This window comes from Clostridioides sp. ZZV14-6387 (assembly GCF_020657835.1).
Classification (GTDB): Bacteria; Bacillota; Clostridia; order Peptostreptococcales; family Peptostreptococcaceae; genus Clostridioides; species Clostridioides difficile_A.
Map to the genome: position 1 here is coordinate 1 of NZ_JAGWCW010000029.1, position 15,733 is coordinate 15,733.

Consider the following 15,733-nt stretch of genomic DNA (forward strand, 5'->3'; position numbering starts at 1 on the left):
ACTGTTTAATTTTCAAAGTTCATTTTTCATGTTTGCCCTTTTCTTAAGGACAAGTAATACTATATCATCTTAAAAATGTTTCGTCAACACTTTTTCAATATTTTTTTATTTTTTATTTCTAAAAAGGTTATAACTCTTTGTTTTTTTTAATAAATTCAATTAAAACTAATAGATATAACCCTTGATATTACAAGCAATACCTGCATATATAGTTTTACCTATTTTGCAATTTTATTTTCATAAGAATATGAATTAGCTCTGACTCTATCTGCCCAAACATTTATGCTCTTAACTTTATTAACCTTAGTTGTACTTTCAAAGATATCCATTGCATCTTTACAAAAATATACCATAACATCAAGAACTAAAAATCCAACACAGAATAAACATAAAAAATCAATTACTTGAAACATCAGACATTCCCCCAATAATTTTTTATATATAGTATTCTCAGAAAATATTCCTTTTACCTTCTCAAAAATTATTCTAAATATTTTCATAATAAATTACTTTCAATCATATTTTCTAAATATAAAGTCTCAATCAACAAAAATTAATATCATTTTTTAATGTTTGTTGGTAATTTATAAATTAAATATCTAAAAAGTAATTTGTCACATATAAAAAGCATTCTACAGTAACACTTTAAATAAAATAAAGCTATTTATTGCTAATTTAACAGCTATACTTAATTTAAAACTTAGTAGAATGCTTATATTTTTTAGTTCTCTTCTTCTTTATTTAGATTATTATCAATAGGTTTCATAGTAGGGAATAATAATACATCTCTTATAGATGGAGAGTTAGTTAATAACATAATTACTCTATCTATACCGATTCCTAATCCTCCTGTGGGAGGTAAACCTACCTCTAATGCTTTTAAGAAGTCTTCATCCATTTCAAAGGCTTCATCATCACCTAATTCTCTTTTTCTCAATTGGTCCATGAATCTTCCTTTTTGGTCAATTGGGTCATTAAGTTCAGAAAACGCATTAGCTAATTCCCATTTATTAGCAAATGCTTCAAATCTATCAGTTCTTCTTGGGTCTTCATTATTTCTTTTAGATAATGGAGATACTTCAACTGGATGATGAGTTATAAATGTTGGTTGGATTAATTTATCTTCTCCAAACTCTTCAAAGAAAGCATTTATTACTTCTCCTCTTCTCATTCCAGGTTTTATTTCTATACCTTTTTCTTTAGCAACTTCTAACGCTTCTTCGTCTGTATCTATAGTAGAAAAATCTACCCCAGAATACTCTTTAACACACTCTTCCATGCTCATTCTTTTCCAAGGAGGTGTAAAGTTTATTTCTGTTCCTTGATAGTTAATTATCATACTTCCTGTAGCAACTTCTGCCATATGTGCAATAACATTTTCTGTTATTTCCATCATATCAGTATAATCAGCATATGCTTGATATAGTTCTATTGCAGTATATTCAGGATTGTGTTTTAAATCCATACCTTCATTTCTAAACATTCTTCCCATTTCATAAACTTTATCAAATCCACCAACAATAAGTCTCTTTAAGTATAATTCATTAGCTATTCTTAAATACATTGGTATATGTAAAGTATTATGGTTAGTTATAAATGGTCTAGCATTTGCTCCACCTGCTATAGTATTTAATATTGGAGTCTCAACCTCTAAAAATCCTCTATCATCTAAGTATGTTCTCAATGCTTTTAACGCTTTTGTTCTAGTTAAAAAAGCATTTTTTACTTCTGGATTTACTATTAAGTCAACATATCTTTGTCTATATCTTAATTCTTGGTCTTTTAATCCATGATATTTTTCTGGTAGTACTTGTAAAGATTTACATAGTAATACTACAGATTTAGCCTTTACAGATATCTCACCCTTTTTAGTTTTAAATATTTCCCCTTCAATTCCAACTATATCTCCAATATCATATGTTGAAAATACACTATACTCTTCTTCCCCTATAGCATCTAATCTTACATAAGATTGAATTCTTCCTTCTTGGTCTTGAATATCTATAAAACCAGCCTTACCTTGTATTCTCTTACTCATTATACGTCCTGCTATTTTTGTAGTTTTACCTTCAAGAGAATCAAAGTTATCTTTTATCTCAGTAGAATAATGAGTTCTATCATATCTACTTTCTTTAAAAGGGTCTCTATCTGATTCTTGTAATTTTTTTAGTTTATCTCTTCTTACTTGAAGTACTTCACTAAGGTCTTCCTGAATTTGTGCTTCTTCATTGCTTTGTTGATTATTTTTCATTTTTTTCCTCCAGATTATCTTCTTATTTCTAATATTTCAAACTTAGCAACTCCATCAGGAACTTGCACTTCTACAATCTCTTTTACAGCTCTACCTAAAAGTGCTTTCCCTACAGGAGACTCGTTTGATATTTTACCATCATATGGGTCTGCTTCTGTCGAACCAACTATAGTATATTCAACATCTTCATCAAATTCTAAATCCTTAACTTTAACTATTGATCCTATTGTAACAACATTAAGGTCTATTTTGCTTTCATCTATGATAACAGCTTTTCTAACCATATTTTCTAATTTTAGAATTCTTTCTTCAACTTGTGCTTGTTCCTTTTTAGCTTCATCATACTCAGCATTTTCAGATAAATCACCAAAAGATATAGCAACCTTGATTCTCTCTGCAACTTCTTTTCTCTTTACAACCTTTAAGTTTTCTAATTCTTCTTCTAATTTATCATATCCCTCTTGTGTCAATAAAAACTCTTTATTTTCTTCCATTATAAATACAACTCCTTCACAGATTTCTTAGGAATTTTCCTAATTATATTTTAAAAATTTTATAATCTTTTTTTAATTTATGCGCTATATTATAAGTCACTATTATTTTTATGTCAAGGAGTCTTCCATATAGTACTCCAATTTCGACACAACTTCTTGATAGTCTTCTATTTTGTTAATTTCATCCCTTAATCTTGCAGAATTCCTAAGTCCTTTTAAATACCAAGCGATGTGTTTCCTCATTTCTCTTACAGCTACATACTCTCCATGCTCTTCTACTGCAAGTTTTAAATGCTTAATGGCAGTACTTATTTTTTCGTTAAGAGTTGGCTCTGGCAAAATCTCACCTGTATTCATATAATGGTTTATTCTTTTGAATATCCATGGGTTACCTTGAGCACCCCTACCTATCATTATAGCATCACAACCAGTTTTGTCTAACATATTTATTGAATCTTCTATTGTAAATACATCACCATTTCCTATAACAGGTATGTTTAAATTTTTCTTAATTTCTGCAATTATATTCCAATCTGCTTTACCTGTATAAAACTGTTCTCTAGTCCTTCCATGTATCGCTAGAGCACTTATTCCACAAGCTTCTGCTATCTTTGCTATTTCAACAGCATTTACACTATTATCATCCCACCCTTTCCTTATCTTTAAAGTTACTGGCTTTTTTGAATTCTTCACCACTGCCTTTAATACCTTCTCAGCGAGCTTAGGATTTTTCATAAGTGCTGACCCATCTCCATTTTTAACTACTTTTGGAGCTGGACATCCCATATTTATATCGAGAATCTCATTTGAATAATCATTCATTATCTCTGCTGCTCTTCCCATAAAATCTGGCTCTGAACCAAATATCTGAACAGCTACTGGATGTTCTTCCTCTTCTATCTTAAGCATTTTTTTAGTATTTTCATCATCATAGCAAAGTGCCTTACCATTTATCATTTCTGTATATAAAAGTCCACAACCTTGTTCTTTACAAATTAATCTAAATGGTAGGTCTGTTACTCCTGCCATAGGTGATAGAAAAACTTTATTTTTCAATTCTAAATTTCCTATTTTCATTGCTTTTCTCCTATTTTTTTCCTTTATTTTACGATTTGATTTTAAAGTTCATATTTCCTCATTATAATATACCACATAAAGCTATGAAACTATCATAAAAAGGGAATTGGATATATAACCCAATTCCCTGTATATTAATTATTCTTGGTTTTTTTCATATATTATTCTTAATCCTTCTAGTGTTAAAAAACCATCTACATAATCTATACTTTTTGTCTCTGAAGCAATCAGTTTAGCTAATCCACCTGTAGCTATAACTTTAACATCATCACAATTTAATTCTTTCTTCATCATGCTTATTATTTTATCCACTAAACCAACATATCCATAAATTATTCCAGATTGCATAGCTGATACAGTACTCTTACAAATAGTCATACCTGGTTTAGTTAATTCTACTCTAGGTAATTTAGATGCACTTTGAAATAATGCCTCACTAGATATTTTTATTCCTGGCGCTATTGTTCCACCTAGATATTCACCTTTTTCAGAGATAGCGCAAAACGTAGTTGCTGTTCCAAAGTCAACAAGTATACTTGGTGCTCCATACTTTTCTATTCCTGCTACAGCATTAACTATTCTGTCTGCTCCGACTTGCTTTGGATTATCATATTTTATATTTAGACCTGTTTTTATGCCTGGACCTACTATTAATGGATGTTTTTTACAGTATTTTATACAAAAGTTTTCAAGAGAATGCATAACATTTGGTACTACAGATGATATTATCACATCATTAATAGAATTTATATCCACATTATCATACTCAAATAAGCTACTTATTAGGATTCCATATTCATCAGATGTTTTTTCTCTATCTGTTTTAATTCTCCAATAATTAACTAATTTATCACCTTTATATATACCTAAAACCATATTAGTATTTCCAACATCAAATACTAGAAGCATATGTCATTAACCTTCTTTCTATTTTTTGCTTTTCTTAAGTACAGTGGCAACGGCAGCTACTACTAAAGCTCCTACTATTGCTTCTGGTACTCCATTTGCTGCGGCAAGAGCCATTATTACTTTTCCTGCTGAACCACTTTGACCCATTGCATGAAGATATTTGTCAGCATATAAGACATATATCATTCCTAAAACTCCAGCTGTATTTAACAAGGAACCTATCGCTCCTGTAATTAAACCTGATATGTATACCTTATTTGTAGCCTTAATTATTAATTGATATACATAATAAGCCAATATACCTATCATAACTCTTGGTAATATTGAAACTAACGGATTTATAAAAACAAAGGATGTTATGGTTGGATTTATTATAGCGTTTAAGAGACTTGATACTCCAAATATAAACCCTATTGCACCCCCAACTATTGGCCCCTCTATAATAGCCCCAATAATAACTGGTATATGCATTATAGTTGCTTTTGTAGGTCCAACTGGAATAAATCCCAATGGAGTCATAGATAGCATAATAGAAATAGCTGATAGTACTCCTATTATAGTCATTTTTCTTACATTTACTTTTCTTACTGATGCACTTGTGTTCATCATAAAAAATACACCTCCGTTCCAGCTCATAACGATGCCGGACTACTTAATTTTTTTGTTTTTCGGTCTTTTTTCTTATATTTCTGAGTCAGGCTACCATTCTAGGATGCCCGCTCTAACAAGAATAATTTTATCAAGACGAATTACTATTGTCAACAATTTGACAAGAAAAATATGCTAATTTCATCATATTTCTCGTTTTTTTACTATATCTTTATACGCTATTATATTTTTTACACTATCTGCTTTTTTCACCGCATTTATTATACTTTTTTCTACTGCTTCTACAGCTAATGAACCTAATAATGTTATATCTGTTTCTATTTTTCCTGTTGATATTGTGAATATTGTATCTCCATCATGAGGTGTGTGAATAGGAAAAATGGCTTTGGCATAACCATCATGACCCATTTGAGATATCTTTTTACATTCAGCTTTAGTTAACTTAGCATTTGTTGCAATTACTCCAATTGTAGTATTATCTATACTAAATCCACCTTTACTTTCACCTTGTTTCATTAGCTTATATGTATCAATAGTCTCTGTCTTTTTATCATTTAAAGCCCCTGCTATAACCTTACCATTTTCATAAACATCTCCAAGAGCATTTACAGCAACCAATGCAGATACAATTAGACCATTATCCAATTTTATGGAATAACTACCTATACCACCTTTCATGGCATACTCCTGACCTCTTATCTTTCCAACAGTGGCTCCACATCCTGCTCCATAATTTCCTTGATTTAAAATATCCTTGCTTGCGACTTCACAAGCTCTATAACCCATTTGTAAATCTGGTCTACACTTAAAATCTCCTGCTGCCAAATCAAATAACACTGCTCCAACAACTATAGGTACTTTTCCTACACCTACATCAAATCCAATTCCTTTTTCCTCTAAGTATCTACTTACACCACAAGTAGATTCAAGACCATATGCAGAACCACCAGCCAAAACTACTGCATGAACTTTTTGAACCATATTCACAGGGTCCAATAAATCGGTTTCTCTAGTCCCTGGAGCAGAACCTCTTACATCAACACCACAAGTAGCTCCTTCTTCACATATTACTACTGTACATCCAGTAAGACCATCTCTATCCTCCACTTGCCCAACCTTTATACCTTCTACATCCAAAATACTATTATACATATCCCTTCTCTCCTCTTATAGAAACTTCACCTGAAATGATTTCTTTTACATTTCCATCACTGCTTTGAACTAACAAATTTCCATCCTCATTTATGTCCATACATTTCACTAATTCCTTATCATTACCTTTTAATACATATATATTTTTATCTATAATTGCAGAATAATCTCTACACATTTTTAAAGTTTTTTCTCTAGAGTTATTTACAATATAATCTAAATACAATTTTTCAAATTCAGTCAATACATTTCTAACAATATCTACTCTAGATAATTTATATCCTTCTTTATATAGTGATGTAGCTTTCTCAGCTATTTCTGGTTCAAAATCCATTGTCTTAACATTTATTCCAATTCCAAGAACAACATAGTTTGTTCTTTCAATCTCAGCAGATAACTCTGTTAATATACCACATATTTTTTTACCATTTAAAATAACATCATTTGGCCATTTTATTAGAGTATTTGCTCCTAAATTATTTAAGGCCTTTGTTACACTTGCCCCTGCTATTAAAGTTATAAATGGTGCTTTAAATGGTTCCATATCTGGTTTCAAAATAATGCTCATCCAGACTCCTTCATGAGGTTTAGAATCCCAGTTTCTTCCCAATCGACCTTTTCCCATATCCTGATGTTCACTTAAAATCACAGTTCCATCTATATTATTTGTAGCTATTCTTTTTGCATATTCATTAGTTGAATCTATAGTTTCAAGATGTATGACATTCTTTCCAATAAACTCTGTATTTAATTTATAGTAAATATTCTGGGGACTTAATAAATCAGTTGGGTTTTCTGATAATCTATATCCTTTCTTATTTACAGACTCTATATTATATCCTTCTTCTTTTAGAGCCTTCATATGTTTCCATATAGCTGCACGTGATACTCCTAATTGTTTTGATAATTCTTCCCCTGAAATAAATTCAGATTTATTATTTAATATAATTTCTATTATCTTATCTCGCATATTTCACCTCTAATATGACATGATTTCATGACTTATTTTCTTCTAATAAATAATTATACATTATTCATAGACTTTTAATACTATTAATTTCAAATTTCCTTTTCAATATATTATCATAATCAGATTTATATTTTATGTAGATATTTTACTTAAACCTTTGTAAAATAATAAAAAAACTGAAAGTATCAATCAAATTAACACCTGCAAATATACTCTGCTCAGTAATTTAATATTATACTTTCAGTTTTAGTATTTAATCCATAACAGATAATAATTTTAAAATGACCAATATTTTAAAATTATTTATCTTCATCAGATTTATTATCTAAATTTTTATTTATATCAATAACATTGTTTCTTTCTTCATCTTTTTCTAATTTTATAGTTAGTTGTTCTTCAACTTCTTTAGGCGAATTTTCCTCTGTAATTGCATTTTCAATATCATTTAGTGGTAATTCTTTATTGAACGCTTTTACAAATTGTTCTGCATCTAAAGTTTCATATATAAGTAAGGCTTGTGCCACATACTCTAATCTATCCATATTTTCTTGTAGTATACTTCTTGTCTTATCGTATGCACCATCAACTATACGTTTTGTTTCTTGGTCTATCTCAAAGGCAACTTCTTCAGAATAATTTCTCTTACTTGAAAAACTATTACCTAAGAACACTTCATCATCACTATCAAATGACATTGGACCAAGCTTAGAACTCATCCCATATTTTGTTACCATACTTCTTGCAGTAGCTGTAACTCTTTCTAAGTCATTTGAAGCACCTGTAGATACATCTTTAAGTACTAACTCTTCTGCTACTCTACCTCCAAGTAAAACTACAATATTTTCTTTCATTTCATTTTTTGTAGCATAGAATTTATCTTCAACAGGAAGCTGCATTGTAAATCCTCCAGCTCTTCCTCTTGGTACTATTGTAACTTGATGAACAGGACTTACCTCCTCAAGTACATGAGCACAAACTGCATGCCCACCTTCATGATATGCTGTAAGTCTTCTTTCTTTTTCACTTATTACTTTTGATTTTTTAGCCACACCTGCTATAACCTTAGTTATAGCTTCTTCTATAGTTTCCATCTTAATTTTCTTTTCTCTTTTTCTAGCTGTCAATATTGCAGCTTCATTCATTAAGTTCTCTATATCTGCAGGAGTAAATCCTGGTGTTCTCCTAGCTAATACATCCATTTTAACATCATCACTTAGTGGCTTATTTCTTGAATGAACTTTAAATATAGCCTCTCTTCCTTTTACATCTGGTGTACCAACAACAACTTGTCTGTCAAATCTTCCTGGTCTAAGTAATGCTGGGTCAAGTATATCTGGTCTATTTGTAGCAGCCATGATTATTATACCTTGGTTTACTCCAAATCCATCCATTTCAACTAGAAGTTGATTAAGAGTCTGCTCTCTTTCATCATGACCTCCACCAAGACCTGCACCTCTTTTTCTACCAACTGCATCAATCTCGTCTATAAATATTATGGCTGGAGCACTTTTCTTAGCTTGTTCAAATAAATCTCTTACTCTCGAAGCACCAACCCCAACAAACATCTCAACGAAATCAGAACCACTTATACTAAAGAATGGAACTCCTGCTTCCCCTGCGACAGCCCTAGATAGATATGTTTTACCAGTTCCAGGAGGACCTACCATAAGCATACCTTTTGGTATTCTTGCACCCAATTCAATATATTTCTTAGGATTCTTTAAGAAGTCTACTACTTCCTGTAAATCTTCTTTTTCTTCATCTAATCCAGCCACATCCTTAAATGTAACTCTAGTTTTTTCATCATCTTTATGAACCTTAGCCTTTGATTTACCAAAGCTCATAACCTTTCCGCCTCCACCTTGAGACTGATTCATAAATACGAACCAAAGAATTACCATAAAGAATATTAACAGTAATGTAGGCAACATTTCGACAAACCAAGGTGTAGATGGCTTAGCTTCACCACCAAAAGTTAGTTTCCCAGCTTTGGCTTGGTCTAACACCTCATCTGCAAGTTTATTTCCCATTACTTCTGTTGGAACATATGACTTAAACTTTGTATTTGTATCTTTTATAGTACCTTCTACTGAAGTTTGATTTACAAAGTATAATCTTGATATATTCTCATCGGTTAATTCTCTATATACTTCAGAGAATTTTAAATCTTTTATTTTTTCTGTAGGCTTACCTGAGAATTGAACTATACCCACTATAATTATAAAAACAAGTAGATAAAAACCTGCCCCTTTTAGCAACTTATTCAATATAGAAGCCCTCCTTTCATACATTGCTTTGCTCTATAATTTGTTAAAATTAATTTTTAATACTTCTTTTGTGTTCTCATCAATTTTATAATTCTCACTGATTTTATAATCTCCAACACATATTATCCCTTCACTATCTGCGACTATAGGAATTTTGCATCTTTCTTCTCTTGGGATTTTTAAATCTATGAATAAATCCTTCACTTTTTTACTTCCCATAGCAAGTTTTATCTTATCACCTTGCCTTCTGCTCCTTATTACTATACCCCCTTTTACCTTATTAAAATCAAACCCTTTAGATGAATTGTCTAATTTCATACTCTTATACCTATCTATACTCATTACTTGGGTCTCAATAATTTGTTTTGATTCTTTTATTTTAATAAACCCATTACTAGGTACATTGTAATAAAATTCAATCTCCTCATTAACAATTTCCTCATTGGTTAATATTATACTGTCTTTTTTTCTATAAACAAATATATTTCTTGGAAGAGTTAACATTTTATTTACTTTTGAATTATCCTCTAAAGACATTATATCTTCTATGTGTCTTTGGTCAACAAAATTAGTATCTCCTAGTATATGTTTTATAGAATTTCTAAGAACCCTAACTTTGATAGCATCATGTAAGCAAATAAAATCGTCTAAATTTATCTCTACAAAGCCCTTTTCTTTTACACTTGAAACTTCTATAAATTTAGCCTCTGCCTCTTTCTCAATATAATCGTTATCAATTTTTAAACTATTGCTCATCCTCACTATAGATTCTATTACATTTGAATTAAAATTATCCTTCATATATGGTAAAAGGTCTAACCTTATCTTATTTCTAGTGTATATATTCTCTAAATTTGTTTTATCTATTCTAGGATTTAAATTATAAGCTTCACAATAATCCTCTATATCACTTCTTTCCACATCTAATATTGGTCTAATTATACAATTATCTCTAATATAATCAATTCCTTTTAAACCTGTTAGACCTGTTCCTCTCATGATACGCATCATAACAGTTTCAGCTTGGTCATTAAGATTATGACCTATGGCTATCTTATTAGCTTTAATCTTATCCTTAATTTCAAAAAACATTTCATATCTTAATTTCCTCGCTCCTTCTTCTAATGACACTCCCTCATTTTCACAATATTTTGGTACATTAATAGACTTTACAAAGAATACAATTCCCATTTCCTCACAAAGTTTAGATACATATAATGCATCTTTTTGAGCTTCTATCCCTCTTATCTGATGATTTAAATGTGCTGCATATATTTCTATATTAAAATCTTGTTTTAATCTATTTAGTACATGCAATAAACAAACCGAATCAGGCCCTCCAGAAAGACCTAAAACTATTTTATCGCCTTTTTGTATTAAATTATGTTTATTTATAGTACCTAGTACCTTATCAAATATCATATTTATCCCTCTTACACTTAGTTTTATTCACTTTTAAGTATACTTTCTATAAAAAAACGCTAAACCCTTGTATCAATTTTAAGAAATTAAAGTTTAATATAAATATAATAATACCAAATAAATTAAATAAAAGGTAGTTTTTTCACTACCTTTATAAAATTTCTAGAAAATAGCTATAGTTATTATTTAATACCTATGTATATATCTATTTTATTCCTACCTAAAAATAAATCTTGTATCTTTATATTATAGTCTATTTTCAATTTTATGTGTTCCCCTTCTTGTATATTTATATCCAATTCCCTTGTATTAATATCAATTAATAAAGTACCTTGTGGGGTCACATATTTTGTAGTGCTATTTTCTCCACACTTAAACAACATTGTTGAGTTAATAGCACCAAATTTTTTGATACTAACTTTATCTTTAAGTATCTTTATAGTATTAGTTATCTCTATATTTTCTTCTTTTTCTTTGTAAATAACATATATTCCATCATTTTTATAAAAAATTTTACCAAAGGTAGTCATCTCTATGGTGTCCATATTTCCTTTTTCATCATATTGTCTAGTATTTATACTTATTTTTACACTCAACGATTTTCCCTCCATAGATTCTTCATATACGCTAATATTTTTGTATTTCTACTTTTTGAATCTTATCAATCTTTTTCTTTAAGAATTCTCTTGCTATATCCGAAAACTTTTCATGTATGTCTGATACATAATATTGATATGCTCCATGAACTTCTTTGTTATTTATCATATTTTGTACCTCTAAAATCGTCTTTAAATCTTTAGCAGTCTCTTTAGCTGGGTTAACCAGTTTTATATGTTCTCCAACTTCTTCGCCTATTGTTCTCTTCAAAATAGGGTAATGAGTACATCCTAATACCAAAGAGTCTATATTCTTTTCTTTTAATTCTTGTAAATATATCTTTGCTGTTAATTTAGCTACTTCTGTATTTGCCCATCCTTCTTCAACAATAGGTACAAATAAAGGGCATGCTTTGTTAACAATTTCTATGCTTTCATCTATTTTAGATATTTCTAAATTATATGCTTTTGAACTTATAGTTCCCTCAGTTCCTATTATTCCTACAATTTTGTTTTTTGTAGAACTTACAGCAGTTCTAGCTCCTGCTTCTATAACACCAATTATAGGTATATCATATTTTTCTTGGGCTTCTTTTAAACTCCTTGCAGTAGCAGTATTACATGCTATAACTATAGCTTTTACATCTTTAGTCTTTAGAAAGTTTATAGCTTGAAAAGTATATTTAATTATGGTTTCTTTAGATCTTGAACCATATGGTATTCTGGCAGTATCTCCAAAGTATATTATATCCTCATTTGGTAATATTTTCATTATCTCTTTTAGAACTGTTAATCCACCTAATCCTGAATCAAAAACTCCTATTGGCTTATTACTCATCTTTATACAACACCTACTTTACATTTTTGTGTTTAACAACAACTTATTTATCGCTAAAATTTATATTTATATTCATAGTTAATATATTATTACCTAAATGATTATTATAGTTTATTTTACACAAAAAATAAAGGAGCTATCTCAAATTAGAAAATAATTTCTAGAAAAAGACAACTCCTTTCACTACTCAAAATTTATATTTATTTTGCAAACACATGATTTCCTATTCTCATATATGGACTTAGTCTATTTATCCATTTGCAAGTGGCTATTTCTGGATTCCAGAAATATACTGCTTTATTAGTTGGGTCAGTTCCATAAAGTGCATCTTGAGCTGCTTTACATGCTGAATCTGTTGGTGCCATATTTATCGAACCATCAAGCACAACTGAGAATGCATTTTTTTGATATATGACTTCTTCTATTGTGTCTGGAAATCTAGGGTCCAATATCCTATTTATTACTACAGCTGCTACAGCGACCTGTCCCTCATAGCTTTCTCCTCTAGCTTCTCCTGCAACCAACCTAGATAATAGCATCAAATCGTCATTAGATAAATTTATGACTTCCTTCTTTGCTATATTTTCTTCTTTTTTATTTATTTTATTAACTTTCTCTGCTGGTTCATATGCAAACACCTCTTCAATAGGCATAAATATACAAGTAAAAGCTAATAGTATAGCCATCAGTTTACTCCACCTGTCCATGATTAAAACCACTCCTTAAAATCTTATTTTTAGAACTTTTTCTCTAAATCTTTTACTACTTCAAGTACCTTAAATTTAATTTTTACTCTACTTGTTTTCTTTGGTGTATCTTGTTTTATCAACTTATATTCTTTATCTGTTAATACTTCTTTCAACTTATCATCTGTAGATTTATCTATCACTCCATTAGATTCATCAACAAAACATAATGGAGGAAACATGACACACCACCAATTTTTCCCTTCACCTTTTCCAATGATAATTTTTAAAGCTTTATATTCACCAGCTGGAAGAACTATATTAGAATATTGTTTAGTAGGAAAATTACTATATTGTATACCTACCTTTACACTGTAATTATATCCATTTTCAAGAATAATATTTTTACTTATTTCTTCCAAACTACTATATTCTCTTTTTATAATCGCTTCACTTTCTTCTATACTTTTTGAATTTTGAAGCTTAGGTTGTAGATATTTTATCACTTCATCTCTAACTTTTAATTTAAGTGCTTGGTCTTCATCTGTATTACTATTTGCTATAACATGAAATCTTATTAATTTATCTTTATAGTCTTTTGATATATTATCGACTTTTTTTACTTCACCATTTATTACTATTGTCATTATTGATATAACTGATATAAAACTTAATATTAATAATCCCAATCTAATCTTAACTTTTCTCACTGAAAATTCCCCCTTAAGATAAATTTATATCATCAATTATGTCCAATTTAATTTAATTTATTCATAATATTTTTTAATATTAATAAAAAAAGCTATTTTAAAATGATTATAATCATTTTAAAATAGCTTTTTTTACTTTATATTTTATAAGTCTTTATTAATCATAGCTTTATCTATCATAAACTGTTCTGCTTTTTCTATATGTTCAGTAGCATATTGCTTAGATAATTCACTATCTCCTTTAATTATAGCATCAAGTAAATATCTATGTTCTTCAACGATATTGTGCGATGTGTCATAATCAGACATGTAAGTAACTCTAAACCTATATACTTGTTCCCATAGTGAGTTTATCAATTGGATTAATTTTTTATTGTTTGTTGCTTTAAATATACATTCATGAAATTCTACATCAAGTCTTAATAATGAATCTACATCACATTCTAAAGTGCTTTTTTTAAAGTCTTCTGATATATCTTTAAGTTTTTTGATATCTTCATCACTGATTCTTTCAGCTGCAAGATATGCTGCTAAACCTTCTAAACTCGCTCTTACTTCTAATACATCCATAATATCTTTTAATGACATATTTGCTACATAAGCACCTTTTCTAGGCAACATAACAACTAAACCTTCTAATTCAAGCTTTCTTATTGCCTCTCTTACTGGAGTTCTACTTACTCCTAATTGTTCTGCTAGTTGTACTTCCATTAGCCTTTGACCAGGCTTTAATTTTCCTTCTAAGATTGCTTCTCTTAAATTCTCAAAAACTACATCTCTCAATGGCTTGTAATTATCCAAGTTCAGTTTAGTTAAATTCTCCACAAATTTCAACCCCTTTTTGACTGCTATTAACAACATATACCTGTTTATATTTTTTTAATAATTCTTTTTTTCCAATTAGAGCATCTTCTTTACTTTCAAATAGTCCAAAAACTGTAGGACCACTTCCACTCATCATAGAACCTAAAGCATTATTTTTCATCATGACTTGCTTTATATTATCTATTTCTTTATGTTTACTTATAGTAACATTTTCGAGAACATTTACCATATTTTCTGATAAAGCTTTTATGTCTTCAGACTTTAAACACTCTATCAAATATTTATTATTTGGTCTTTTTTTAATATTATTCAAATCTAAACCTTGATAAACTTCCTTAGTAGAAACAAATAAATCTGGTTTGCATATCAATATATTTATATCACATGGCAAACCTTTGATATTAGTTAGCTCTTCTCCAACTCCTTGAGCTAAAGCAGGTTGTCCTGATATACAAAATGGAACATCTGCTCCTAAATTAAATCCTATGTCTTTTAATTCATCTTCAGATAATTCAAGCTTCCATAATTGATTTAGACCTACTAATACCGCAGCTGCATTAGAACTTCCTCCAGCCATTCCTGCTGCTACAGGGATATTTTTTTCTATGAATATTTCTACACCTTTTTTTATATCAAATTTATTCTTAAGTATTTTGGCGGCTTTATAAACAATATTATCTTCATCTAAAGGAATATCTAAACTAGTGCTTTTTACCTTTATTTCATCTTCATTTAATCCTTTTACTTTTACTATATCGTATAAATCTATCGTTTGCATTATCATTTCAACAAAATGATAACCATCTTGCCTTTTTCCTAAGACATCAATGGATAAATTTATTTTTGCCTTACTTTTTAGTTTTATAAAATCCATTCTATCCTCCTTGTTTAAAGAATAATGCATCACTAACAATAATATTATACTAC

At 29.6% G+C, this 15,733-nt stretch carries 16 protein-coding genes; all 16 read right to left on the bottom strand.

What is annotated here, in order from left to right; translation table 11 throughout:
• Positions 1-218: 218 nt before the first annotated feature.
• Positions 219-413: a hypothetical protein gene (locus KGF38_RS15915; RefSeq protein WP_054271985.1), complete on the bottom strand. Its 195-nt coding sequence runs from the start codon at positions 411-413 to the stop codon at positions 219-221.
• Positions 414-721: 308 nt separating this feature from the next.
• Positions 722-2,251, bottom strand: coding sequence for a lysine--tRNA ligase (gene lysS, locus KGF38_RS15920; protein ID WP_074178783.1), 1,530 nt, complete (start codon positions 2,249-2,251; stop codon positions 722-724).
• A 14-nt stretch (positions 2,252-2,265) separates the two neighbouring features.
• Entirely contained in the window at positions 2,266-2,745 is a 480-nt protein-coding gene (gene greA / locus KGF38_RS15925; RefSeq protein WP_054271987.1) for a transcription elongation factor GreA, read from the bottom strand.
• 108 nt (positions 2,746-2,853) lie between these two features.
• Positions 2,854-3,822 carry a tRNA dihydrouridine synthase DusB gene (gene dusB / locus KGF38_RS15930; protein ID WP_054277779.1) on the bottom strand — a complete coding sequence of 323 codons (969 nt, stop codon included), beginning with the start codon at positions 3,820-3,822 and terminating at the stop codon, positions 2,854-2,856.
• Between the two features lie 138 nt (positions 3,823-3,960).
• On the bottom strand, positions 3,961-4,731 hold the full coding sequence (locus tag KGF38_RS15935; RefSeq protein ID WP_021386477.1) for a type III pantothenate kinase: 771 nt from the start codon (positions 4,729-4,731) through the stop codon (positions 3,961-3,963).
• Between the two features lie 18 nt (positions 4,732-4,749).
• On the bottom strand, positions 4,750-5,367 hold the full coding sequence (locus KGF38_RS15940; RefSeq protein WP_227832531.1) for an ECF transporter S component: 618 nt from the start codon (positions 5,365-5,367) through the stop codon (positions 4,750-4,752).
• A gap of 156 nt (positions 5,368-5,523) precedes the next feature.
• Positions 5,524-6,492 (bottom strand): P1 family peptidase, encoded by a 969-nt coding sequence (locus tag KGF38_RS15945; RefSeq protein WP_074178782.1) that lies wholly within the window; start codon positions 6,490-6,492, stop codon positions 5,524-5,526.
• Positions 6,485-7,462: a biotin--[acetyl-CoA-carboxylase] ligase gene (locus KGF38_RS15950; RefSeq protein WP_054271990.1), complete on the bottom strand. Its 978-nt coding sequence runs from the start codon at positions 7,460-7,462 to the stop codon at positions 6,485-6,487. The genes KGF38_RS15945 and KGF38_RS15950 overlap by 8 nt, the downstream gene beginning before the upstream one ends.
• Before the next feature lie 299 nt (positions 7,463-7,761).
• Positions 7,762-9,729: an ATP-dependent zinc metalloprotease FtsH gene (gene ftsH, locus KGF38_RS15955; RefSeq protein WP_054271991.1), complete on the bottom strand. Its 1,968-nt coding sequence runs from the start codon at positions 9,727-9,729 to the stop codon at positions 7,762-7,764.
• A 33-nt stretch (positions 9,730-9,762) separates the two neighbouring features.
• The gene (tilS, locus tag KGF38_RS15960; protein ID WP_054271992.1) at positions 9,763-11,151 is read right to left on the bottom strand and encodes a tRNA lysidine(34) synthetase TilS; all 1,389 of its coding nucleotides are present in this window, start codon (positions 11,149-11,151) and stop codon (positions 9,763-9,765) included.
• Between the two features lie 182 nt (positions 11,152-11,333).
• On the bottom strand, positions 11,334-11,762 hold the full coding sequence (locus tag KGF38_RS15965; RefSeq protein ID WP_054271993.1) for a DUF1934 domain-containing protein: 429 nt from the start codon (positions 11,760-11,762) through the stop codon (positions 11,334-11,336).
• A 16-nt stretch (positions 11,763-11,778) separates the two neighbouring features.
• Positions 11,779-12,585, bottom strand: a complete 807-nt coding sequence (murI, locus tag KGF38_RS15970; protein ID WP_054271994.1) for a glutamate racemase — start codon at positions 12,583-12,585, stop codon at positions 11,779-11,781.
• Positions 12,586-12,785: 200 nt separating this feature from the next.
• Positions 12,786-13,271 (bottom strand): cell wall hydrolase, encoded by a 486-nt coding sequence (locus tag KGF38_RS15975; RefSeq protein WP_054271995.1) that lies wholly within the window; start codon positions 13,269-13,271, stop codon positions 12,786-12,788.
• Between the two features lie 50 nt (positions 13,272-13,321).
• Positions 13,322-13,981, bottom strand: coding sequence for a stage II sporulation protein R (gene spoIIR, locus KGF38_RS15980; RefSeq protein WP_054271996.1), 660 nt, complete (start codon positions 13,979-13,981; stop codon positions 13,322-13,324).
• A 144-nt stretch (positions 13,982-14,125) separates the two neighbouring features.
• A complete protein-coding gene (locus tag KGF38_RS15985; RefSeq protein WP_223195706.1) occupies positions 14,126-14,806 on the bottom strand; it encodes a GntR family transcriptional regulator in 681 nt (226 codons plus the stop codon).
• On the bottom strand, positions 14,790-15,680 hold the full coding sequence (ispE, locus tag KGF38_RS15990) for a 4-(cytidine 5'-diphospho)-2-C-methyl-D-erythritol kinase (protein WP_054271998.1): 891 nt from the start codon (positions 15,678-15,680) through the stop codon (positions 14,790-14,792). Before ispE ends, KGF38_RS15985 begins: the two co-directional genes overlap by 17 nt.
• Positions 15,681-15,733 lie beyond the last annotated feature (53 nt).